The sequence below is a fragment of the Burkholderia sp. IO2 genome, from assembly GCF_029522185.1.
Lineage (GTDB): Bacteria > Pseudomonadota > Gammaproteobacteria > Burkholderiales > Burkholderiaceae > Burkholderia > Burkholderia cenocepacia.
The window spans coordinates 82,512-104,743 of record NZ_JAKWFH010000025.1 but is presented as its reverse complement, the minus strand read 5'-3'; the positions used below and the strand labels follow the sequence as shown (position 1 = coordinate 104,743).

The window sequence follows — 22,232 nt, the reverse complement described above, 5'->3', positions numbered from 1 at the left end:
GCGGCGGCCGGTTCGGCGGCCACCGCGGCGGCCGCGTCCTGCGCGGCGGCCGGTGCCGCCTGCGCGGCCGGCGCCGTGCCGTGCGCGACGCGGATCTGGCTTTCGTCGATCACGAAGCAGCACACGGCGACGATGTCGTCCGACGGGACGTCCGATTCGACCCACAGCGACAGGTCCGCGCCCGCTTCCTCGCGACCGACGATCCGGCCGAGGTTGCCGAGTTCTTCGGTGAGCAGCGCCTGGTCCTTCGCATCGACGCCGACCAGCGTGATCTTCAGGTGCGGGCCGCCGGCGCCGGCGTCGGCCGCCGGATGCGCGGCCGCGACGGCCTGTTCGACCACGTGATCGGGCGCACGGTCGCCGGCAGCGGCGGGTTCGGCAGCCGGCGCGACGGCCGCGGCGGCGACCGGCGCAACCGGCACGGCCTCGGCGGCGGCAGGCGCACCCGCGCCGCTTTCGGCCTTCAGCCGTTCGAGCTTCGCGCAGATCGCCGCGGCGGCGGCCGCGTCCGGTTCGGCGCTCGCGCGGTAGTCGACGAGCTGGTCGGACAGCACGTCCTTGGTTTCCAGGAACGCGTCGACCATGTCCTTGGTCAGCGTCAGCTCATGGTTGCGCGCGCGGTCGAGCAGCGATTCGAGGATGTGCGTCGTATCGGTCAGCGCGGAAAAGCCGAACGTCGCCGCGCCGCCCTTGATCGAGTGCGCGGCGCGGAAGATCGCCGCCAGATCCTCGGGATCGGGCGCATCGACGTCGAGGTTCAGCAGCAGCTGCTCCATCTGCGCGAGCAGCTCGTCGGCTTCGTCGAAAAAGGTCTGGTAGAACTGAGTGATGTCGAGAGTCATGCCCGGTCACCGGTTGAATTCGTCGCGTTCATGTCAGGAGGCAGCCGGTTCGGACAGCGTCGCGACCAGCTCGACCAGCACGCCCGGATCGATCGGCTTTTCGATCCAGCCGGTCGCGCCGGCGTCGCGTGCGGCGTCCTTGAAGGCATCGCTGCCCTCGGTCGTCAGCACGAGGATCGGCGTGTCCGCGTACGCGGTCAGCTTGCGCAGCGCCGCGATCACCTCGAGCCCGTTCTTGCGCGGCATGTTCTGGTCGGTCAGCACCAGGTCGTACGGCGCCGTCGCGGCCATGTCGAAGCCGGCTTCGCCGTCCGGCGCCACCGTCACGTCGTAGCCGGCCTGCGCAAGCGTGGCCTGCAGCAGCGCACGCATGGTCGCGGAGTCGTCGATGGCGAGAATGGTTCGGATCATGTCTGTCTCGGAATCTTGGAAACGTCAGGGTTTCGGCGCCACGGCGACGGCGCTCGCCACGACCGGACGCACCGCCGGCGTCGGGCCGCCGAGCTGCTGCGCGAGCAGCTTCGAACCGGCCGCGTCGGCGGACAACGTCGTCGTCGTCGCATCGTCGCGCATCAGCGCTTCTTCGGATTTGCGATTCAGCACGATCACGCTGATCCGGCGGTTTTCCGGATCGAGCGGATCGGCCTTGTTCAGGTTCTGCGTCGACGCGAGGCCCAGCACGCGCAGCACTTTCGCCTCGTCCATGCCGCCGGAGATCAGCTCGCGGCGCGACGCGTTCGCGCGGTCGGCCGACAGCTCCCAGTTGCTGTAGCCGCCCTCGCCGCCCGCGTACGGCACGGCGTCGGTGTGGCCCTGGACGATGATCCGGTTCGGCACGTCGTTCAGCGTCTTGCCGATCTCGCGCAGGATGTCGCGCATGTACGGCTCGACGCGATCGCTCGACATCGCGAACATCGGCCGCTTCTGCGTATCGACGATCTCGATGCGCAGCCCCATCAGCGTCGAATCGATGCGGATCTGCTGCTTGAACTGGCGCAGCGTCGGATTGGCCTCGATCGCGGCCATCAGTTTGATCTGCAGATCGTGCAGGCGCGTCTGCTCGAGCCGGTCCTGCGCGCCCTGGGCCTGCGACCGGGAATTTTCGTCGCCCGCCTTCGCGAGGCGCTCGGCGAGCGAGGTCGTGCCGTCGGTGCGGCGCAGCGTGCCGGCGTCGACGCTCGACAGGTCGCGGCCGCCGCCGTTGATGATGCTCGAATCCTGCGAGCTGCGATCGCCGCTGCCGAGAATCGCGGCCTTCAGCGGCATGTTGAAGTATTCGGCGATCCCCTTCAGTTGCACCGGCGTGACCGAACTCAGCAGCCACATCAGCAGGAAGAACGCCATCATCGCGGTCATGAAGTCCGCGTACGCGAGCTTCCATGCGCCGCCGTGGTGGCCCTTCTTCGCCGGGGCCACCCGCTTGACGACGATCGCGCGATCCTTGCTCTTGCTCATCGGTCGCTCCGCGTCACTTCGCCTTCACGCGGCGCACGTGCTCTTCGAGCTCGGAGAACGACGGGCGCTCGGTCGAGAACAGCACCTTGCGGCCGAACTCGACCGCGATCGCCGGCGCATAGCCGTTCAGCGTCGCGAGGATCGTCACCTTGATGCACTGGAACATCTTGGTCGACTCGGCGACGCGTTGCTCCGCGAGGCTCGCGAGCGGCCCGATCAGCCCGTACGACAGCAGGATGCCGAGGAACGTGCCGACCAGCGCCTGCGCGATCATCGCGCCGAGCACCGCCGGCGGCTTGTCGGCCGAGGCCATCGTGTGCACGACGCCCATCACGGCCGCGACGATCCCGAACGCCGGCATCGCGTCGCCGACGCGCATCAGCGCGTGCGCCGGGCCTTCGCCTTCCGCGTGGTGCGTCTCGATCTCCTCGTCCATCAGGCTTTCGATCTCGAACGCGTTCATGTTGCCGCCCACCATCAGGCGCAGGTAGTCGGTCAGGAATTCGACGATGTGGTGATCGGCGAGGATCTTCGGGTATTGCGTGAAGATCGGGCTCTTTTGCGGATCGTCGATGTCGGCCTCGAGCGTCAGCGTGCCTTCCTTGCGTGCCTTCGCGAGCAGCACGTAAAGAAGCGCCATCAGCTCCATATAGACATCCTTCGTGTATTTCGAGCCCTTGAAGAGCGTCGGCAGCACGCGCAGCGTGGCCTTGATGGTCTTGCCGCCGTTGCCGAGGATGAACGCGCCGACGCCGGCGCCCGCGATCATCAGGATCTCGACGGGCTGGATCAAGGCGCCCAGATGCCCGCCTGCCAGCGCATAACCGCCGAAGACGGACAACAGCGTCACGAGTGTTCCCACGATAATCAGCACTGCCTGTCCCTCACGAAAGACCGGCGGGGAGACCGCCGTTAAACAGGTTTACGGCAGTCGGCAGGAAAACTTTCGCGGCCGCCCGGCGGCGGCCCGACGGTGTTTACCAGCAATGCGCAGACGATTCGTGCGGCCCCGGGGGCGCCGCTCGCGCCCCGTCCGGCCCTGCCCGGCGGGCGCTCAGGCCACGGCGGCAGCCAGTTCGGCGCGCGCGGCGGCGGCCTTGCGGGTCTTGCCGGCGCGCGACGGCGGCTGGCACAGGCCGCACACGAAACCTTGATGCGGATCATGCGCATGCGCGACGAAATGGCCGCCGCAGCGCGTGCACGGGGTCATCTGCAGCATCCCCGAATCGAAGAAGCGCACCAGCGTCCATGCCCGCGTGAGGCTCAGCGCAGCCTCGTCGCCGGACAGGTTCACGTGCTCCAGATAGAGCCGGTACGCCTTCACGATCGACTGGATCGGCTCGCAGCGGCCGTGGTCCTGCATGAACCGGTAGATGTTGTAGAACAGCGACGAGTGGATGTTCGGCTGCCACGTCATGAACCAGTCGGTCGAGAACGGCAGCATCCCCTTCGGCGGCGACACGCCCTTCAGTTCCTTGTACAGCTTGATCAGACGGTCCCGCGACAGGCTCGTCTCCGCCTCCAGCAGCTGCAGCCGGGCGCCCAGTTCGATCAGTTCGATGGCGAGGGTGATTTCCTTCACCTCGATCACGACGCTTTTGCTTGCCATGGTGATAACCGTCCGCTTGACGTTATTCGAATGAATGGCCAATACGCTGCCGGCCGGCGCGACACGCCGGGACAGACGCAAGGCGGGATGGATCAGCGGACGCCTTCGACCTGCTGCCCGGCCATCAGGATGGCCGAGTGGGCGTGCGCGACGACGTCGCTGCGGCCCTTGTCGGCGAGCGACGACAGCAGCGCGTGATCATCGAAGCGGAAGCGGCACAGCATCTGGTTGGACGCGGCCAGCTTCACGGTCTGAGCGAGCGTGAGGTTGGCGAGCACGTCGGCGAGTTCCTGGGAAATGCCCATGCGGAACATACCCATCGCCTTGTCTTCCCGCAGCAGTCGTTGCGCGAGGAGGAGGTACGACAGGTTGACCTCTTTGATCTCACTGAGCATTTCGCTGGTAGCGCTCATGATTCCCCCGTTAAAGAGCTTTGCTTTGGCCATTCATGTTATGAAAACGTTTGCTCGGTCAGTGCGCACTGGACGCTCAGCCGGCTCGTTTATAGTCTTACAGGGCGAATTTTGGCCAAACGGCATTTATGCCGGTATCAGCGAAGTGGCGTATGCCGTGCAGGATTTGTCTGTAAACCGTGTAGGAATTTTTCCGACAAGGCGGATTGAAAGGGGATTCGAAAAAACGGGTTGCAACGCGGATTCGGTTGCGAGACGCCCGACGGCCGTCGCACCAGGCGTGGAAGGCTTGCCGGCAAGGCTGCCGGCAAGGCTGCCGGCAAGGCTGCCGGCAAGGCTGCCGGCAATCGGATCGGTAAAAATTATAGTGCTTTTTCACGATAGCGCAACAATAGTTGTTGCCATCTCGATTCACGATTCCGCGCCCTTTTTCTCGGGGTTTTTGCGTATTTCATCGTGTAACAAGCCTTAAGTGTTTGAAAAAACACTCGAACCCCTCAGGGCGATATCGATAATGGACTCCAATGGGCTGCGGCGCGAGCCGTGCCGGCCCGCCCCGCAGCTTGCCGTCCGGCGCTCCGCGCATCCGCCCAGGGCCCGGCCACGTACCGCCAACCGCGTGTGTCGGCAAGTTCCGCAACCTTGTACGGGATCCGCATCGGCGCCGTCGCGCCCATGGATCGACACAGGAGAACACCCATGCGAATTGCCCAGATCGCGCCGCTTTACGAAGCCGTCCCGCCGAAACTCTACGGCGGCACCGAGCGTGTCGTGTCCTACCTCACCGAGGCGCTCGTCGAACTCGGCCATGACGTGACGCTGTTCGCCAGCGGCGACTCCGTCACGTCGGCCCGTCTCGAGGCGGCCTGGCCGCGCGCACTGCGGCTTGACCCGTCGGTCCGCGATTCGATGGCGCCCCATATGCGGCTCCTCGAACAGGTCGCGCGGGTCGCGCACGAATTCGACGTGCTGCACTTCCACCTCGACTACCTGCCGTTCCCGCTGATGTCGCGCCTCGACACGCCGTACGTGACGACGCTGCACGGCCGCCTCGACCTGCCGGAACTGCAGCCCGTGTTCGACGCGTTCCCCGATTCGCCGGTCGTGTCGATCTCGAACAACCAGCGCAAGCCGCTGCCGCAGGCCGCGTGGGCCGGCACCGTGTACCACGGCCTGCCCGACACGCTGCTCACGCCGCAGCCGGACGTGAAGCCCGAATACCTTGCGTTCCTCGGCCGGATCTGTCCCGAAAAGCGTGTCGACACCGCGATCCGGATCGCCGCGCAAAGCGGGCTGCCGCTGAAGATCGCCGCGAAGGTCGACAAGGCCGACGCCGACTACTTCAAGGAAGTGATCGAGCCGCTGCTCGACCAGGCGCATGTCGAATTCATCGGCGAGATCAACGAAGCGCAAAAACCCGCGTTCCTGTCCGGCGCGAAGGCGCTGCTGTTCCCGATCGACTGGCCGGAGCCGTTCGGCCTGGTGATGATCGAGGCGATGGCCTGCGGCACGCCGGTCGTCGCGTTCAACCGCGGCTCGGTGCCGGAAGTGATCGAGGACGGCGTGACCGGCTTCATCGTCGAAGACGTGCAGGGCGCGGTCGGCGCGCTGCACCGGATCGACAGCCTGTCGCGCCCCGCGATCCGCGAACGTTTCGACACGCGTTTCAGCTCGAAGGCAATGGCGCGGCGTTACGTCGAAACTTACGAATCGCTTTGCGCGGCAACCAAGCAACCGGCATTGCGCCGGGTCGCGGGCGCCTGACACGGAAATCCGCGCCGAAATAGACCGTAAAATCCGCGTCGAAATCGGCGCGTAAAACGAAAGAGCCGCATCGACGATGCGGCTCTTGCTATTCGGCTTTCGGTCATTCGATCAGGAAACGATCGCGGTTTTTGCCGACGATCCAATTCGGCGGCTTGCCACGCCCGCTCCAGGTTGCACCCGACTTCGGATCGCGGTATTTCGGCGGCAACGGCGCCTTCTTCGGCGGACGCCCGCGCCGTGCCCGTTCCGCGAAGCCCAGGTCCTGGGCCGTCAGGCCATATTCGGCAATCATTCGTTGGACATCGGCGATCACCGCTGCCACTTCCTGGCGGCGCACGTCGTCCGCCTGGGCCTGCAGATCGGCGATCTGCGCCTTGAGTTTCGCGTATTGAGACATTTTTCGACTCCCCTTTTCGATGATGCGGCCCCGGCGAATCCGGCCGGGACACCAACATCCGTTACGTCGTCTGCACTGCCGCCCTGCCCTTCGAAATTAATGCTGCCATCTTTAACCGAATCGTCTATATCGAGAATGCGGACTTATTCTAATAAAAGGCATTCGTCAGCCATTCAAATTTAACAATCGTTTACCCTCCCGGACCCGATTCATTTCCTATAATCCAGACCAATTCCGGACGACGAAATAAATCCGTTGCGTCGGCCGGGGTCTTCAACCCACTTGGACGAGGTCCTTACATGAATCTTTCTCAGCGTCTCGCTGCAGAGGTATTCGGCACGTTCTGGCTGGTGCTCGGCGGGTGCGGAAGCGCCGTGCTGGCCGCCGCCTTTCCGGGCCTCGGCATCGGCTTTGCCGGCGTCGCACTCGCCTTCGGCCTGACCGTGCTGACGATGGCATTCGCAATCGGCCACATCTCGGGTTGCCACCTGAATCCGGCGGTGAGCGTCGGCCTGACGGTTGCCGGCCGCTTCCCGGCACGCGACCTCGCGCCGTACATCGTCGCGCAGGTCGTCGGCGCCACGCTCGGCGCATTCGTGCTGTACCTGATCGCAACCGGCAAGCCGGGTTTCGACGTCGTCGGCAGCGGCTTTGCGACGAACGGCTTCGGCGATCGCTCGCCCGGCCACTACTCGCTCGCCGCGTCGTTCATCTGCGAAGTCGTGATGACGGGCTTCTTCCTGTTCGTGATCCTCGGTGCGACCGACAAGCGCGGGGTGCCCGCCGGCTTCGCGCCGATCGCGATCGGGCTGTGCCTGACGCTGATCCACCTGATCTCGATTCCGGTCACCAACACGTCGGTGAACCCGGCGCGCTCGACCGGCCCGGCGCTGTTCGTGGGCGGCGACGCGATCGGCCAGCTCTGGCTGTTCTGGGTCGCGCCGCTGATCGGCGCGGTACTCGCGGGGATCATCTACCCGCTGGTCGCCGGGCGTGACGACGCCGTCGACCTGCTGCCGGCATCCGCTCGCACAAGCGAATAAAACACTACGGGGTCAAGCGAGCAGAGCAGCGAGCCTCACGCTGTCGAAGAACATCGAGGCAGGCAATTTCGACGGGCGCCCCTGGCGCCCGTTTTTCATTTCCGCGCGGAATACGCGCCCGGGCGGGCGCTCAGGACGCTCAGGACGCGACGACGTCGTCTTCCAGCGAGAACAGCGTGCGCAGGTGGCGGGCGACGCCCGCGTCGAAGTTGTTGCCGATCCGCGGGACGTGCGGCAGCCGCGCGATCAGGTCGGGGTTCGCGTTGTTCATCATGAATGCATGGCCGGCCGTTTCGAGCAGGTCGATGTCGTTCATGTTGTCGCCGAACGCGATGCAGTGACCGGTGTCGACGCCGAGCCGCGCGAGCACCGTGCGCAGCGCGCGGCCCTTCGACACGTTCGCGGTCATCACTTCGAGGCAGTCGGGCAGCGAGTACGTGACGTACAGCGTATCGCCGAACTGCACGCGCATCTGCTCGGCGACGACCGCCAGATCGGCCGGCTCGCCGATATACAGCACCTTCGCGATATCGGCGCCGTCGTGCGCGGCCATGTCGATCACCTCGTACCGGAAGCCCGAATCCTGGTGGAATTCGAGCAGGTGCGGCGCTTCGCGGTCGATCAGCCAGCCGTCGTTGGTAAACAGGTTGACGATCACGCGGCCGTGCGCGCCGACGACTTCCGGCTGCACGAGGCTGCGCACGATCGCTGCGTCGATGTCCTGCCCGTGGATCTTCGTGTCGTCCGGCGCATGCACGCGTGCGCCGTTCGACGTGATCAGGTACGGCCGGATGCCGAGCACGTCGCGAATGCCGGCGACGTCCGCATAGTGGCGCCCCGTGGCGATCACGAACTGCACGCCGTCGCGGTCGAGCCGGCGAACGGTGTCGATCGTGTACGGGTCGAGCTGGTGGTCGCTGTTCAGCAGCGTACCGTCGAGATCGGTGGCGATGACTTTGTACATGGGACGGGAGAGTGGCGCTCGGGGCACGGAGGAAGCGTCATTTTAACGTCGGGCCCGGCAGCGCGCCGGGCGGTTGCCGGGTGGTTGCCTCGCGGTTACCGGCCGGGCGCCGCCTGCGGCGCTGCTGCGATGCGGCATTCGCCGCGCGCGCTCCGCTCGGCTTAGGCTCCCTCCGCCGCCCGCAACGCCTGGAGCGCGAGCCGCAGCGCACCATGCGCCGAATCGTCGAGCGGCGCGCGCAGCCGCGCGGCATGCCGCGCCGGCACGGCCGGCGCGAGCGCATCCGCCAGCCCGCCGCACAGCGCGACCGGCAGCGCGTGCTGCGGATCGAGCGCGTCGATCATCTTGCCGATCTCGTCGCCAGCCTGCGCGATCAGCGCGCGCGCAACCGGATGCGTGCGGTGCGCGAACACGATCGGCGCGAGACGCGCGTAGATCGTCTGGTTCGCGTCGCACGACCACTGGACGAGCGCATCGCGATCGCGCGCGCCGGTTTCCGCGAGCAGCGCCGTGGCGAACGCGTCGCGCGGCACGCGGCCGTCGAGCGCCTGTTGCGCATACGCGAGCGCGCGCACGCCGAGCCATGCGCCGCTCGCCTCGTCGCCGGACGGAAAGCCGAAGCCGCCCGCGATCCGGCACGCGCCGGCCGCGTCGAGCGCCGCCGCGATGCTGCCGGTGCCGAGCGCGACGATGAGCCCCGGCGCGCCGCCGTGCGCGCCGACGACGGTCGTATACGCGTCGCTTTCGATCGCCAGCGCGCCGAGCGGCGCCTGCGCGCGGAATGCGGCGAGCCACGCCGCGTTGTTGACGCCGGCCAGCCCGCAGCCGAGCGCGCACTGCGACCAGTCGAACGCGAGACCGGCCTGCGTGAACGCATCCGCGCACGCCGCGCCGATCGACGCCCATGCCCGCTCGATGCCGAGACCGAGCCCCGACGGGCCGCCGCGCCCCTGCGCCAGCTCGCGCCCGTCCCGGTCGGCCAGTACCGCGCGCGTGCCCGTGCCGCCGCCGTCGATGCCGATCGCAAAAAGTAATGCCGCCATGCTTCATCCCGCTGATTCGAACAGGCGCCAAGCTTAACCGGATCGGCGCCGCGCGCCCATCTGCCGTTCGGCCGGCTATCCCGCCAAAAGGGCTTCCGCTATGCTGGCGCGATCGAATCGACACTGAAAACGAGGCAGACGATGTCGCAGCGGTGCAACTGGGTGAAGACGGAAGCGGACGCTCACTATCACGATACCGAGTGGGGCGTGCCGTCGCACGACGATCGCCACCTGTTCGAAATGCTGATTCTGGAAGGCGCGCAGGCCGGGCTGTCGTGGTCGACGATCCTGAACAAGCGCGCGGGCTATCGCGAAGCGTTCGCCGATTTCGACGTCGATGCCGTCGCGCGCTTCACGCCCACGCGCATCGAGAAATTGCTGGAGAACCCGGGCATCGTGCGCAACCGTGCGAAGGTCGAATCGGCGGTGACCAACGCGCGCGCCGTGCAGCGCATCCGCGAAGAGCACGGGTCGCTCGCCGCGTTCCTGTGGTCGTTCGTCGGCGACACGCCGGTCCAGAACGCGTGGCAGTCGTACCGCGACGCGCCCGCCTCGACCGAGCAGTCCGACGCGCTCAGCAAGGCGCTGAAGGCGTACGGCTGCAAGTTCGTCGGCTCGACGATCTGCTATGCGCTGATGCAGGCAACCGGCATGGTCAACGATCACGAAGCCGGCTGCCCGTGCCACGCGCGATGCGCGGCGCTCGGCGGCAAGCAGCCGGCCCGCCGGCGCAAGGCGGGCTGACGGCGCGGGCGCACACCCGGCGCGGGTGCCGCGCCGCTGCCCGGCGGCGGTTGCGCCGTCCGCCTGCTGCTTGCCCCGCGGTCCTTATCGCGCGGCGCGCGACGATGCCGGCACGGCCGGTCGCGCGCTCCGCGCAGCCCGCCCGCGTGCGCCGCGCTTCTTCACCCAGATGCACACGCCCGTCACGCTCAGCATCGCGATCACGATGCCGAGCACGCTCACGGCGACACGTCCGGCGACACCGGCGATTCGCCCCGAGTGCAGCGGAAACTGCGCCTGCATGAACAGGTCGCCGGCCGAACCGCGGCCCGGCACCTGAGCCGCGACGGGCTTGCCGGTCACCGCATTCCAGTACAGCCACGCATTGCCGAGTCCGACGTCGCCATGGTCGTTGCCCGGCGTGAAGAACCCGACCGCATACGCGTTCATCCCCGGCGCGAACAGCAGCGCGCCCGGCGGCGCGGCGATCCCTGCGTCGCGGCCGGCCGAGCGCGCGATCTCGACGATCCGCTCGCGCGGCAGGATCTGGCTGCCCGGCGGGGCCGGCGGGAAATGCTCCGGATTCGTATACGGCGTTTCGGCAAGCGGCGACACCAGCGAGACCAGCGGGCGCACGACCGGAACGGCGAGGTTCATCGAGATCGATGTGATCGCAACGACGAGCAACAGCCCCCACACCCACACGCCGCCCGAGCGGTGCAGGTCGAACACGAGCGGGTAGCCGCCGCGCCGCACGCGGAACGCGAACGACTTGCGCCAGCTTTTCAGGTTCGGAAACGCCAGCACCAGCGCGATCAGGCTGTCGATCGCCCACACGATGCCGACGACGCCCATCACCCAGAACCCGAAGTTGACCCCGCCGTACACGGGCAGGAACAGCGAGTAATGCAGCCGGTAGATGAACGGCATCAGGTCGAGCCGCGCGAGCGACGGCGCGCCCCATTCGCGGCGGCCCTGCACCGCGCCGGTCGCGGGATCGACGGCGATCTGGCTGAAACCGAGTGCGTACGGCTGGCCGGTCGCCGGATCGGTACGCGGCATCACGCCCGCCTGCAGCGTGTGTCCCGGTTCGATCGCGAGCGGCAGATAGGTCACCTGCACGCGCGGATCGGCGGCCTCGATGCGCGCCGCGAGTTCGAGCGGCGCCAGCGGCGCCGCGCCGCTGCGCGCGGTGTAGAAATCCGGGTTCAGCGCCGCGTCGAGCTCATGGTCCCACGCAATCAATGCGCCGGTGAGCCCCGCGACGAACAGGAACAGCGCGATGGCGAGCCCGAACCAGCGGTGCAGGCGCACGAGAAACGGTCGCAGGAACGCATTCATCGCGTGCGCAGCGAAAGGAAGGCGGGCCGGCACGAGCGGCGGCCCCGATTCGACGGGATGCAGTTCATTTGATGTCGAGCGCCGCGCAACGGTCATCCGGTCGGGCCCGGCGAGGCCGGATGCCCTTGTACGCGGCATGGAATTGTTGCGCGGTTGGCGGGTTTTGATACGATGCGCGACATTTTAACTCAATGCGAATGATTCTTACTCGCATTTTTACCCGCTCGCCATGACCGTCTGCCTCGCCCGCCCGCCTGTCCGTCCACGCCGCGTGGCCGCCGCCCTCGCCTGCCTTGCCGCGTCGCTCGCGCATGCGGACGATTCGCCCGGCGACGCCGCGGTACTGCCCGCCCTCAACATCACGGCCGCGCATGATTCGCCGCAACACTTGACCGACACGATCTCGACGGGTGCGCTCGGCACCCGCCGCCAGCTCGACACGCCGTTCTCGACGACCATCGTCACGTCGGAAGAGCTCGAGGCCCGCCAGCCGTACAAGCTCGGCGACGTCTTCGCGAACGATGCGTCGGTGTCGGACAACAGCGGCGCCTACAGCGCCTGGGCCAGCTACATGACGGTGCGCGGCATGCAGCTCGACTGGCAGAACGGCTACAAGATCGACGGACTGCCGTTCGTCACGTACGGCATCACGATGCCGTACGAGCAGCTCGATCGCGTCGAACTGCTGAAGGGGCTCGGCGGCTTCCTGTACGGCTTCGTGACGCCGGGCGGCGTCGTCAACTACGTGACGAAGCAGCCGGGCGCCGAACCGGTGCGCAGCGTCGACATCGGCTACCGGAGCACCAACGTGTGGACCGAGCATGTCGATCTCGGCCAGCGCTTCGGTCCCGACCACATGTTCGGCGCGCGGCTGAATGCGACGCACGAGGAAGGCAAGACGTACAACGACGGCAACATCCGCCGCGACAGCGTGTCGCTCGCGCTGCAGGCGAACCTGACGCGCGATCTGTCCGTGTCGTTCGGCGCGCTGTACCAGGACCGCCGCACGACCGGCCAGACGCCGTCGATCTTCACCGGCAGCTATCCGGGCGGCGCGCTACCCGCGACGATCAGCGGCGGATCGACGAACCTGGGCGGCAAGGACCAGTACCTGAACACGAACCTGCAGCTCTATACGGCCGGGCTGCAATACCAGCTCGCGCCCGACTGGCAGCTCGACGTCGCGTACAGCTACAGCAAGGCGACGCGCCGGCGTAACGAAAGCACGCTCTACCTGCAGGACGCGGCCGGCAACTACACCGACAGCCGCTACGTCGGCATGGAGGATCACCGCTTCAGCCAGTGGCGCGCGATGGTCGAGGGGAAGGTGCGCACGGGCCCGTTCAGCCACCAGATCGTGCTCGGCGCGTCGTGGCAGAAGCAGGCGAACGACTATTCGGCGAACAGCGTGTTCGTGCCGCTCGGCGCCGGCAACCTCTATGCGCCGAATCCGTACCGCTACGAGAGTCCGCACGGCTTCATCCAGTACCGCACGAGCGAGATCGTGCAGAAATCGCTGTTCGCGAGCGACACCGTGCAGTTGACCGAGCGCTGGTCGGTGCTGGCCGGCGTGCGCTACATGAACTACGCGCAGCGCGCGTTCCAGGCGAGCGGCGCCGAGGACCCCGGCTATCGCCAGAACGGCGTGGTGACGCCGACCTTCGCGGTGATGTTCAAGCTCGCGCCGACGACCACCGCGTACGCGAGCTACGCCGAGTCGCTCGAGCCCGGCAGCCGCGTGAACGATGTCTACGCGAACGCGGGCCAGGTGCTCAAGCCGCTGCGCAGCAAGCAGTACGAGCTGGGGATCAAGAGCGAGCGCGCGCGCTGGAGCGCGACGGCCGCGCTGTTCCGCATCGAGCGCAGCGCCGAATACGCGAACGCAGCGAACGTCTACGTGCAGGATGGCGAATCGATCATTCAGGGGATCGAGGTCGGCGCGCGCGCGAAATTCGGCGCGCACTGGAACGCGGGCGTCGACGCGATGCTGCTCGACGCGTGGTACGCGAACGGGATCGGCAACCACGGCAACCGCGTGGCCGGCGCGCCGCGCTTCGTGCTCGCCGGCGACCTCGGCTATGCGGTGCCGGGCGTGCCGGGGCTGACGCTCGGCGTCGACGCGAAATTCACCGGCGCGACGCCGCTGCGCGCGGCCGGCGGCCTCGACGCACCGGGCTTTCTCGTCGTCAACGCGGGCGCGCGTTACCTGACGCGAGTCGGACGGCACGACGTGACGCTGCGCGCATCGATCGACAACGTGTTGAACCGCCGTTACTGGGAATACCAGTACGCGGACTACGTGAAGCCGGGCGACCCGCGCACGGTGAGCCTGAGCGCGAAGATCGATTTCTGAACGCCGCGGCCGGCGGCCGCAACCCGCTGGCCGCCGGGTCTCGCCAGCTGGCGGGAACACCCGCGCCGCAATGGCCTCGGGATTTTCCCGGCCCGCCAAAGCAAAACGGCGGAGCGGCCTCTTTCGAGGCACACTCCGCCGTTTCGCGGCGAACCGTCAGACGCGCTTAGTGAAGCTTCTTCGGCAGCATCTGGCTGCGCAGGCGCTTGTGCAGGCGCTTGACGGCTGCTGCCTTCTTGCGCTTGCGGACTGCGGTCGGCTTTTCGTAAGACTGGCGCTCACGCAGTTCAGCGATCAGGCCATTTTTTTCGATAGCGCGACGAAAGCGGCGAATCGCCACTTCGAACGGCTCGTTTTCTTTCAGAAGAATCGTCGTCATGTCGTTCCTAAATTGCTTAAACGGTCAAAAACGTAGCGGCCAAGCGCCACGCACCGGCCATCCGAGCGTCCCCACAACAGGCGAAACGAGCGGAAATACGGCCTCGGAGGCCGGAAAAGAGAGGCGGAAAGCACCGCGAGTACGCTTCACAACCGCGTGCAGCGCCGCGTTTGACTGCCAGCAGACATGCCGAAACCGGCAAAGGCGTGACAGAAAATCTCAATTCAGCCCGCCATCATAGCAGGGAATCACAGACAAAACCACCCTTTTGTCGGTCGTGTGTGCACAGCGTCACGACTGAGTGCCGGAGCCGCATCGGGCCGGTTTCTGCCCCCGTTTAATCCGGCGCCGTGCCGGGCCGGTCCGAAATGACAAAGAAGGATAAAAAATCGGGCCGAATCTCCACGTGCCCCTCAAGTTTTGTTTTGGTGCGCCGAAATCCTGCTCTGAGGCGGCCAGCAATGAACGAGTGCTTCCGCCGACGCCAAAACGGCTTTCCAGGGCTTTCGGCTTATACAGGAGATTTTTCCATGCTCGGAATTAACAGCAACATCAACTCGCTGGTTGCACAGCAGAACCTCAACGGCTCGCAAAACGCCCTGTCCCAGGCCATCACGCGCCTGTCGTCGGGCAAGCGCATCAACAGCGCAGCGGACGACGCAGCAGGCCTCGCGATCTCGACCCGGATGCAGACCCAGATCAACGGTCTGAACCAGGGCGTGTCGAACGCCAACGACGGCGTGTCGATGATTCAAACGGCATCGAGCGCACTGTCGTCGCTGACGAACAGCCTGCAGCGTATCCGCCAGCTGGCCGTCCAGGCGTCGACGGGCACGATGTCCACGACCGACCAGGCCGCACTGCAGCAGGAAGTTTCGCAGCAGATCCAGGAAGTGAACCGTATCGCGTCGCAAACGACGTACAACGGCACGAACATTCTCGACGGCTCGGCAGGCATCGTGTCGTTCCAGGTCGGCGCGAACGTCGGCCAGACGATTTCGCTGGACCTGAGCCAAAGCATGTCGGCCGCGAAGATCGGCGGCGGCCTGGTGCAGAAGGGCCAGACGGTCGGTACGGTGACGGGTCTGTCGCTCGACAACAACGGCGCGTACACCGGTTCGGGCGCAACGATCACCGCGATCAACGTGCTGTCCGACGGTAAGGGTGGCTACACGTTCACCGACCAGAACGGCGGCGCCATCTCGCAAACCGTTGCCCAGTCCGTGTTCGGCGCAAACGCAACCACCGGCACCGGCACGGCAGTCGGCAACCTGACGCTGCAGTCGGGCGCAACCGGCGCAGGTACGTCCGCGGCACAACAGACCGCAATCACCAACGCAATCGCTCAGATCAACGCCGTCAACAAGCCGGCTACCGTGTCGAACCTCGACATCAGCACGGTCAGCGGGGCGAACGTCGCGATGGTGTCGATCGACAACGCGCTGCAGACGGTGAACAACGTGCAGGCGGCACTCGGCGCGGCACAAAACCGCTTCACGGCAATCGCCACGGCGCAGCAGGCAGAATCGACCGACCTGTCGTCGGCACAGTCGCAGATCACCGACGCGAACTTCGCGCAGGAAACCGCGAACATGTCGAAGAACCAAGTGCTGCAGCAAGCAGGCATCTCGGTGCTCGCACAGGCGAACTCGCTGCCGCAGCAGGTCCTGAAGCTCCTGCAGTAATCGCGTAGCAACCGACGGCCGGGCCCCGCGTAACGCGCGGCCCGGCCGCAGTCACTTGGCGCGCGGGGCGTTGCTCCGCCGCCAGGTCTTCATCCAGAACTTCCCGGATCACCCGCCGCACGGAGCAACACGATGTCGACGATCAATCCCGCCGTCACCGCCGCCAACAACTCGGCCAACAGCGCGCTGCAGCAAGCCGCCCAATCGATCATCAGCGGTTCGACCGGCAACTCGTCGATGGACGTCAACTCGCTCGTGACGGCACTCGTCAATGCGAAAACCGCCGGCCAGGCCGCCGCGCTCAACGCGCAGCAAAGCAGCGACAACACCCAGATTTCCGCGTACGGCGCGCTGTCGGCCGCGCTGAGCGCACTGCAGGCCAGCCTCACCACGCTGTCGAACGGCTCGCTGCAGAACACCTTCACCGCGACCGCGAGCGGCACCGGCCTCACCGCGACCGCGGGTGCCGGCGCAGTAGCCGGCAGCTATTCGGTCGGCGTCACGCAGATCGCGACGTCGCAGTCGCTGTCGTCGGCCGCGTTCGGCGCGTCGACCGCGCTCGGCACCGGCACGATGACGCTGTCGCTCGGCAGCCAGTCGTTCACCGTCGACGTGAACGGCACCAACAACACGCTGTCCGGCATCGCCGCCGCGATCAATACCGCGACCGGCAACCCGGGCATCGTCGCATCGGTCGTCAACGGCAGCGACGGCGCGCACCTCGTGCTCAGCTCGACGCCGACCGGCGCGGCGAACACGATCGGCGTCGCGCTCAGCAACGTCGCCGGCGACAACGGCCTGTCCAGCCTCGGCGTCACGTCGACGCCCAGCACGACGGGCGGCCAGTCGACGATCACGTCCGCGAACGGCAGCGCCGCGTGGAAGCAGAGCACCGCCGCGCAGGACGCCGCGTTCACGATCAACGGAATCGCCGGCACCAGCGCGAGCAACACCGTGACGAGCGCGATCACCGGCGTCACGCTGAACCTGACCAGCGCCGCCGTCGGCGCCACGCAGCCGCAAACGTTGACGGTCGCGACCGACACGAAATCCCAGGCCGCCGCGATCAACAACTTCGCGACGCTCTACAACACGCTGGTCACGACGATGGGCTCGCTGTCGAGCTTCACGTCGGGAGCGTCGTCGCAAGGCCCGCTGCTCGGCGACTCGACGCTGAACACGATCAAGAACGCACTCGCATCGATCGTCGCGAGCGGCGTGAACAGCAACGGCTCGACGGTCAACCTCGCGTCGATCGGCGTCACGCTGCAGGCCGACGGCACGCTGAAGGTCGACAGCACGGCGCTCAACGGCGCACTGCAGAACAACCCGACGGGCGTCGCGTCCCTGTTCAACTCGAAGAACGGGATCGGCGAGCAGTTGACGACGAACATCACGAACTACACGAAGACGAACGGACTGATCGCCGCGCGCACGACCGCGCTCAGCAACGATCTGAAAAACGTCGCGCAGCAGCAGACGACGCTGTCCAACTACGCAGCCCAGCTGACGAGCCAGTACCAGGCGCAGTTCACCGCGCTCAACACGCTGATGGCGACGATGAACAGCAACTCGCAATACCTGACCCAGTTGTTCGGCGGCGCGAACAGCGCCGGCGCGATGTCGAACAACAAGGGCTGATCGCTGGCCGGACCGGAGAGCACCGATGGAACAGACCGAACTGATTGCGCAGATCGATGCGCTCACCGACGGGATCGAACATGCGGCCGCGATGGCCGACTGGGCCGAGGCCGTACGCCTGGTCGATGCGCGCTGGTCGCTCGTCGCACTGCTCTCGACCGACCAGCCGCCCGTCGGCATCGCGGCGATCCGCCGCATGCAGGCCAGCAACGACCGTATCTTCGCCGACGCGCAACGCGCGCAGCAGGAGCTGACCGACGAATACCAGGCGGCAATGAGCCGCGTGCAGGCCGTCGGCCAGTACCAGAGCATCGCGAACCGCTGATCCGCATCCGGCCGCGCGCGGCAATGCGCGCCGCCAACCCGACAACAAGAACTACACGCTGATGTGAGGGCGTGCTCGTTCGCCTCCCCGCCCGCCTCGTGCGGGCGTTTTTTTTGGGGTGTCGCCAGCCGCACCGCCCCTCCGTCGGCCGACCGGTCAATCGACCAAACTGACCGGGCTTTTCACGTCACCTCGCGGCATCGGCGCGACGGCCCGCTACCCATAATGGTATCGACCGACTTTCCGCAGATTTCATCATGTTCTCGACCGAACTGCCCGCCACCGCCGCGCTCACGCCCGAACAGCAGCTTGCGCAGGACATCGCGCTCGTCATGGAGAACGCGCTCGAGCGCCAGCGCAGCGGTGCGTTCGACGACGCCCGGGCGCTGTACGAGGCCATCCTCGACGCGGTGCCCGCGCATGGCGATGCGCATTACAACCTCGCGGTGCTGATGGTCGATACGGGCCAGGCGGCTGATGCGGTGCCGCATTTCGAAGCCGCCATCGGCGCGAACCCGGACAACGGCTACTACTGGGTCAGCTACATTCATGCGCTGCATCGCACCGGGCAAACGGCCGCCGCGTGGATCGCCGTCGAAATCGCGCAGCAGCGCGGCGTGCACGGCCCGGCGCTCGACGGGCTGATCGCGCAACTGGCGTCGCCCGAGGTCGTGCTCGCGACTGCCGCGGTTGCCCCGAGCGGCATCGACGCGGCGATCGTCCTGGAAACCGCGACCGGCCACGCAGGGAGGAGCGACTCCGGCAAGCCGGTCCGGCGTCCCAATCAGACGCTGCTGCAAAAGCACGCGGCGCTGTTCGACAAGAACAAGCACGCGGAAGCCACCGCGCTTGCGCGGCAACTGGTCGCCGACTACCCGCAAGACGGCGCATGCTGGCGCGCGCTGTCCGCATCGCTTCACCGGGAAGGCCGCTTCGCGGAGATGATCGAGGCCGGCTTTCGCACGATCGAATTGCTGCCGGACGAATTACTCGTGCGCATGCTGCTCGCCGATACGCTGCGGGTGATGAACCGTCTCGAGGAAGCCGACGAGCAGTGCACGCGCCTGATCCAGCTTCAGCCCGATCATCCGGAGGCCTTCCGGATTCGCGGTCTCGTGCTGTTCGCGCTGCGCCGCATGGATGAAGCGATCGCGGCCTGCCGACGTGCGGTCGAGCTTGCGCCCGGCGCCGCTGCACCGTGCGGCACCCTCGGCTTCGTGCTGCTCGAGCAGGGCGCAACGCAGGAAGCGATAGGCTGGCTGAGGCGCTCGATCGAAATCAATCCGACCGACAGCGTCACCCACAGCAGCATGCTGTTCTGTATCACGCACAGCAGCGACTTCGATCCGCGGGCGCTCGTCGCGGAACACCGCAAGTTCGGCGAGCGCTACGGCAATCACAAGCGCAAGCGCGCGGCCGTGTTCTCGAACTCGCGGGACCCGGCGCGCAAGCTGCAGGTCGGCTTCGTGTCGGGCGACCTGTTCAGCCACGCGGTCGCGTCCTACGCGGTGCCCGTGATCGAGCATCTCGCCGCCGATCCCGGCATTGCGATGCACTTCTATCACAATCACTTCGAGGAAGATCACGTGTCCGAGCGTTTCAAGGCCCACGCCACGACGTGGCGCACCGTCGCCGGCATGAGCGACACGGCCTTCCTCGAGCGTGTGCGCAACGATCGCATCGACATCGTGATCGACCTGTCGGGGCACACCGGTCGTAACCGGCTGGTCGCGCTGGCGCAGCGTGCGGCGCCCGTGCAGGCGTCGTGGATCGGCTATCCGGCCACGACGGGGCTTGCCGCGATGGACTACTTCATTGCGGATCGCTTTGTCGCGCCGCACGGCGAATTCGACGATCAGTTCGTCGAGCAGATCGTGCGGCTGCCGGCCATCTCGTCGTTCATGCCGCCGCCCAATTGCCCACCCGTCAACGTCTTGCCCGCGCTACGGAATGGCTATACGACGTACGGCAGCTTCAACCGCCTGAACAAACTCAGCCCCCACGTCATCGGCGTCTGGGCGCGCGTGCTGCATGCGGATCCGACCGCGCGCATGGCGCTCGGCGCAATCGGCAACGAAGGGGACCAGCGGGTGCTGACCGAATGGTTTGCCGCGGCCGGCATCGACGCCGGCCGTCTGTCGTTCCACCGGCGTTCGAACATTCCTGTCTACCTGCAACAGCATCATGGCGTCGACCTCTGTCTGGACACGTTTCCTTACACAGGTTCAACCACGACGCTAAATGCCCTATGGATGGGCGTGCCAACACTGACCATCGCTGGCGTGACGCTGGCCGGCCGGGGCAGTGCGAACTGGTTGATGCACGTAGGGCTCGACACATACATAGCGAAAAACGAGGACGAGTTCGTCGCCAAAGCACTCGCTCTCGGCAAAGACACTGCGTCGCTTCAGGCGCTTCGCACCGGCCTGCGCGCGCGCTGTGCCGAGTCGGCCGCATTCCGCCCGGAGATCGTCGCGGCCGGACTGTCGTCGGCGCTGCGCACGATGTGGGCACGCTGGTGCGCGGGCGAGTCCGCGATCGCATTCGACACGCCGCTTTTCGACGATACGGCGATCGCACGGGCCACGACCGAGGCCTGACCTCCACGCAACAGAGGGACCACCATGACTGCCAGCCTGCCTGCGTCGTCCGTCGCACAACTGCCTCGCGACAGCATCTACGTCACGCAGCCGTACTTGCCGCCACTCGACGAATTCATACCGTACCTCCAGCAGATCTGGGACAGCCGGGTCCTCACCAACGGCGGCCCGTTTCACCAGCAATTCGAGCGCGCACTATGCGACTACCTCGACGTGCCTCACCTGTCGCTTTTCGCGAACGGTACGCTCGCACTCGTCACCGCGCTGCAGGCGCTTCGAATCACCGGCGAAGTGATCACGACGCCATACTCGTTCGTCGCGACGGCGCACTCGCTGCTGTGGAACGGCATCAAGCCCGTATTCGTCGACGTGGACCCCGATTCGCTGAATCTGGACCCTGCGAAGATCGAAGCCGCCATCACGCCGCAGACAAGCGCGATCATGCCGGTGCACTGCTATGGCCGACCGTGCGACGTCGAGGCGATCCAAAAAATCGCGGACAACTACAACCTGCGTGTCATTTATGACGCAGCACACGCGTTCGGCGTTCACACGCCGACGGGCAGTCTGTTGCGGCACGGCGACCTGTCAATACTGAGTTTTCACGCGACCAAGGTATTCAATACCTTTGAAGGCGGCGCGATCATCTGTCCCGATGCGAAAACGAAGCAACGCATCGATCACCTGAAGAATTTCGGGTTCGTCGACGAAGTCACGGTCGTTGCGCCCGGCATCAACGGCAAGATGAGCGAGATCAACGCGGCGTTCGGATTGCTGCAGCTTCAGCATGTCGATGCGGCAATCGCGCGCCGTGCCCATATCGATGCCCTGTATCGCGAGCAGCTGAGCGGGTTGCGTGGACTGCGATGCCTCGAGCACGGCGACGGCGTACGACACAACTACTCGTACTTTCCGATTCTCGTCGACGACGAATATCCGGTCAGCCGCGACGCGCTCTACAGCAAGTTACGCGCACACGAAATTTATGTGCGCCGTTACTTCTACCCGCTCATCTCGGAATTTCCGATGTATCGCGGGCTGCCGTCGGCGCACAAGTCGCTGCTGCCAGCCGCCGCACACGCGTCCGAGCGCGTGCTGTGCCTTCCGATCTATCCAGCACTGCGCGACGAAGACGTCGAACGAATCGTGAAGATCATCAAGGGGCGCGCGTGACGCCGCCGGCAACCAGTGACCTGCCGCGGTCGTCCTCATGCCCCCCCAGCGCCATCGCATTCAGCGCGATTCGCGACCTGATCGAGCAGGAACAGGTGCGAAACGCGGACTTCATCCGTACCACGCTACCCGCTTATCTCGACAAGCTGGAGGCGCGCGCCGAGTTCGTCGCCGAAGCAGTGGACGGCATCTGTCACGGTTTCGTCGCTTTCTACTGTAACGACTACGCGACGCGAATACTGTACGTAACGCTGATCCTGGTAGCGCCGACGCATCGGCGGACCGGTCTTGGCGAACGCCTGCTCACCAGAACCTTCGAGCTGGCCCATGCACGAGGTTTCCTGCGATGCCGCCTCGAGGTGCATCCGGACAATCCCGGCGCCCGCGACTTTTACGCGCGGATGGGCTTCAAACCGATCGATGCGCGATCGGACGCCATCGTGCTCGAACGCACGTTGTGACATCGCTCAAACCCGGTA

The 22,232-nt window shown here is 66.2% G+C and carries 21 protein-coding genes; 10 read left to right on the top strand and 11 right to left on the bottom strand.

Annotated elements, in window-relative coordinates; translation table 11 throughout:
• From MMB92_RS18080 to flhD, 6 genes are all read right to left on the bottom strand, one after another.
• Positions 1–842 (bottom strand): Hpt domain-containing protein (locus tag MMB92_RS18080; protein WP_212197764.1); only part of this gene is annotated, 842 nt, incomplete at its 3' end.
• Positions 843–875: 33 nt separating this feature from the next.
• Positions 876–1,253, bottom strand: coding sequence for a response regulator (locus tag MMB92_RS18075; protein ID WP_006482646.1), 378 nt, complete (start codon positions 1,251–1,253; stop codon positions 876–878).
• Positions 1,254–1,277: 24 nt separating this feature from the next.
• Complete coding sequence (gene motB, locus MMB92_RS18070) at positions 1,278–2,297, bottom strand: flagellar motor protein MotB (RefSeq protein ID WP_006482647.1); 1,020 nt, start codon at positions 2,295–2,297, stop codon at positions 1,278–1,280.
• 13 nt (positions 2,298–2,310) lie between these two features.
• Positions 2,311–3,171 carry a flagellar motor stator protein MotA gene (gene motA, locus MMB92_RS18065; RefSeq protein WP_006482649.1) on the bottom strand — a complete coding sequence of 287 codons (861 nt, stop codon included), beginning with the start codon at positions 3,169–3,171 and terminating at the stop codon, positions 2,311–2,313.
• A gap of 180 nt (positions 3,172–3,351) precedes the next feature.
• Positions 3,352–3,906 carry a flagellar transcriptional regulator FlhC gene (gene flhC, locus MMB92_RS18060; protein ID WP_006493184.1) on the bottom strand — a complete coding sequence of 185 codons (555 nt, stop codon included), beginning with the start codon at positions 3,904–3,906 and terminating at the stop codon, positions 3,352–3,354.
• A gap of 92 nt (positions 3,907–3,998) precedes the next feature.
• Positions 3,999–4,319 (bottom strand): flagellar transcriptional regulator FlhD, encoded by a 321-nt coding sequence (flhD, locus tag MMB92_RS18055; RefSeq protein ID WP_011350590.1) that lies wholly within the window; start codon positions 4,317–4,319, stop codon positions 3,999–4,001.
• A 699-nt stretch (positions 4,320–5,018) separates the two neighbouring features.
• Here flhD and MMB92_RS18050 point away from each other — a divergent pair.
• On the top strand, positions 5,019–6,083 hold the full coding sequence (locus tag MMB92_RS18050) for a glycosyltransferase family 4 protein (protein WP_006489318.1): 1,065 nt from the start codon (positions 5,019–5,021) through the stop codon (positions 6,081–6,083).
• 103 nt (positions 6,084–6,186) lie between these two features.
• On the opposite strand, the gene MMB92_RS18045 is transcribed toward MMB92_RS18050, so the two are convergent.
• Complete coding sequence (locus MMB92_RS18045) at positions 6,187–6,483, bottom strand: H-NS histone family protein (RefSeq protein ID WP_006489320.1); 297 nt, start codon at positions 6,481–6,483, stop codon at positions 6,187–6,189.
• 299 nt (positions 6,484–6,782) lie between these two features.
• Here MMB92_RS18045 and aqpZ point away from each other — a divergent pair, with 299 nt between their 5' ends.
• Positions 6,783–7,526: an aquaporin Z gene (gene aqpZ, locus MMB92_RS18040; protein ID WP_006489324.1), complete on the top strand. Its 744-nt coding sequence runs from the start codon at positions 6,783–6,785 to the stop codon at positions 7,524–7,526.
• A gap of 139 nt (positions 7,527–7,665) precedes the next feature.
• Here the strand turns inward: aqpZ and MMB92_RS18035 are convergent, their stop codons facing one another.
• Positions 7,666–8,490, bottom strand: coding sequence for a Cof-type HAD-IIB family hydrolase (locus MMB92_RS18035; RefSeq protein WP_006489316.1), 825 nt, complete (start codon positions 8,488–8,490; stop codon positions 7,666–7,668).
• A 161-nt stretch (positions 8,491–8,651) separates the two neighbouring features.
• Positions 8,652–9,533 carry a BadF/BadG/BcrA/BcrD ATPase family protein gene (locus MMB92_RS18030; protein ID WP_034201115.1) on the bottom strand — a complete coding sequence of 294 codons (882 nt, stop codon included), beginning with the start codon at positions 9,531–9,533 and terminating at the stop codon, positions 8,652–8,654.
• A gap of 141 nt (positions 9,534–9,674) precedes the next feature.
• On the opposite strand from MMB92_RS18030, the gene MMB92_RS18025 reads away from it, so the two are divergent.
• The gene (locus MMB92_RS18025; protein ID WP_034201116.1) at positions 9,675–10,277 is read left to right on the top strand and encodes a DNA-3-methyladenine glycosylase I; all 603 of its coding nucleotides are present in this window, start codon (positions 9,675–9,677) and stop codon (positions 10,275–10,277) included.
• Positions 10,278–10,361: 84 nt separating this feature from the next.
• Here the strand turns inward: MMB92_RS18025 and MMB92_RS18020 are convergent, their stop codons facing one another.
• Complete coding sequence (locus MMB92_RS18020) at positions 10,362–11,597, bottom strand: PepSY-associated TM helix domain-containing protein (RefSeq protein ID WP_034201876.1); 1,236 nt, start codon at positions 11,595–11,597, stop codon at positions 10,362–10,364.
• A gap of 229 nt (positions 11,598–11,826) precedes the next feature.
• Between MMB92_RS18020 and MMB92_RS18015 the strand changes: the two genes are divergently transcribed.
• Positions 11,827–13,950, top strand: a complete 2,124-nt coding sequence (locus MMB92_RS18015; RefSeq protein ID WP_060213053.1) for a TonB-dependent receptor — start codon at positions 11,827–11,829, stop codon at positions 13,948–13,950.
• Positions 13,951–14,116: 166 nt separating this feature from the next.
• On the opposite strand, the gene rpsU is transcribed toward MMB92_RS18015, so the two are convergent.
• A complete protein-coding gene (gene rpsU / locus MMB92_RS18010; RefSeq protein WP_006401410.1) occupies positions 14,117–14,329 on the bottom strand; it encodes a 30S ribosomal protein S21 in 213 nt (70 codons plus the stop codon).
• Between the two features lie 530 nt (positions 14,330–14,859).
• Between rpsU and MMB92_RS18005 the strand changes: the two genes are divergently transcribed.
• From MMB92_RS18005 to MMB92_RS17980, 6 genes are all read left to right on the top strand, one after another.
• A complete protein-coding gene (locus MMB92_RS18005; protein WP_059721093.1) occupies positions 14,860–16,014 on the top strand; it encodes a flagellin in 1,155 nt (384 codons plus the stop codon).
• Between the two features lie 132 nt (positions 16,015–16,146).
• Positions 16,147–17,655 carry a flagellar filament capping protein FliD gene (gene fliD / locus MMB92_RS18000; protein ID WP_006484094.1) on the top strand — a complete coding sequence of 503 codons (1,509 nt, stop codon included), beginning with the start codon at positions 16,147–16,149 and terminating at the stop codon, positions 17,653–17,655.
• A gap of 25 nt (positions 17,656–17,680) precedes the next feature.
• Positions 17,681–17,980, top strand: a complete 300-nt coding sequence (locus MMB92_RS17995; RefSeq protein ID WP_059721094.1) for a flagellar protein FliT — start codon at positions 17,681–17,683, stop codon at positions 17,978–17,980.
• Positions 17,981–18,237: 257 nt separating this feature from the next.
• Entirely contained in the window at positions 18,238–20,580 is a 2,343-nt protein-coding gene (locus MMB92_RS17990) for a tetratricopeptide repeat protein (RefSeq protein WP_277562839.1), read from the top strand.
• A gap of 24 nt (positions 20,581–20,604) precedes the next feature.
• Entirely contained in the window at positions 20,605–21,753 is a 1,149-nt protein-coding gene (locus MMB92_RS17985) for a DegT/DnrJ/EryC1/StrS family aminotransferase (RefSeq protein ID WP_077021585.1), read from the top strand.
• Entirely contained in the window at positions 21,750–22,214 is a 465-nt protein-coding gene (locus MMB92_RS17980; RefSeq protein ID WP_077056040.1) for a GNAT family N-acetyltransferase, read from the top strand. The genes MMB92_RS17985 and MMB92_RS17980 overlap by 4 nt, the downstream gene beginning before the upstream one ends.
• Positions 22,215–22,232: the final 18 nt, after the last annotated feature.

Bases quoted from the DNA above. Each gene is read 5' to 3' on its own strand.
- MMB92_RS18075 (WP_006482646.1), bottom strand. From the start codon at position 1,253: ATGATCCGAACCATTCTCGCCATCGACGACTCCGCGACCATGCGTGCG.
- motB (WP_006482647.1), bottom strand. From the start codon at position 2,297: ATGAGCAAGAGCAAGGATCGCGCGATCGTCGTCAAGCGGGTGGCCCCG.
- flhC (WP_006493184.1), bottom strand. From the start codon at position 3,906: ATGGCAAGCAAAAGCGTCGTGATCGAGGTGAAGGAAATCACCCTCGCC.
- flhD (WP_011350590.1), bottom strand. From the start codon at position 4,319: ATGAGCGCTACCAGCGAAATGCTCAGTGAGATCAAAGAGGTCAACCTG.
- MMB92_RS18050 (WP_006489318.1), top strand. From the start codon at position 5,019: ATGCGAATTGCCCAGATCGCGCCGCTTTACGAAGCCGTCCCGCCGAAA.
- MMB92_RS18045 (WP_006489320.1), bottom strand. From the start codon at position 6,483: ATGTCTCAATACGCGAAACTCAAGGCGCAGATCGCCGATCTGCAGGCC.
- aqpZ (WP_006489324.1), top strand. From the start codon at position 6,783: ATGAATCTTTCTCAGCGTCTCGCTGCAGAGGTATTCGGCACGTTCTGG.
- MMB92_RS18035 (WP_006489316.1), bottom strand. From the start codon at position 8,490: ATGTACAAAGTCATCGCCACCGATCTCGACGGTACGCTGCTGAACAGC.
- MMB92_RS18030 (WP_034201115.1), bottom strand. From the start codon at position 9,533: ATGGCGGCATTACTTTTTGCGATCGGCATCGACGGCGGCGGCACGGGC.
- MMB92_RS18025 (WP_034201116.1), top strand. From the start codon at position 9,675: ATGTCGCAGCGGTGCAACTGGGTGAAGACGGAAGCGGACGCTCACTAT.
- MMB92_RS18020 (WP_034201876.1), bottom strand. From the start codon at position 11,597: ATGAATGCGTTCCTGCGACCGTTTCTCGTGCGCCTGCACCGCTGGTTC.
- MMB92_RS18015 (WP_060213053.1), top strand. From the start codon at position 11,827: ATGACCGTCTGCCTCGCCCGCCCGCCTGTCCGTCCACGCCGCGTGGCC.
- rpsU (WP_006401410.1), bottom strand. From the start codon at position 14,329: ATGACGACGATTCTTCTGAAAGAAAACGAGCCGTTCGAAGTGGCGATT.
- MMB92_RS18005 (WP_059721093.1), top strand. From the start codon at position 14,860: ATGCTCGGAATTAACAGCAACATCAACTCGCTGGTTGCACAGCAGAAC.
- fliD (WP_006484094.1), top strand. From the start codon at position 16,147: ATGTCGACGATCAATCCCGCCGTCACCGCCGCCAACAACTCGGCCAAC.
- MMB92_RS17995 (WP_059721094.1), top strand. From the start codon at position 17,681: ATGGAACAGACCGAACTGATTGCGCAGATCGATGCGCTCACCGACGGG.
- MMB92_RS17990 (WP_277562839.1), top strand. From the start codon at position 18,238: ATGTTCTCGACCGAACTGCCCGCCACCGCCGCGCTCACGCCCGAACAG.
- MMB92_RS17985 (WP_077021585.1), top strand. From the start codon at position 20,605: ATGACTGCCAGCCTGCCTGCGTCGTCCGTCGCACAACTGCCTCGCGAC.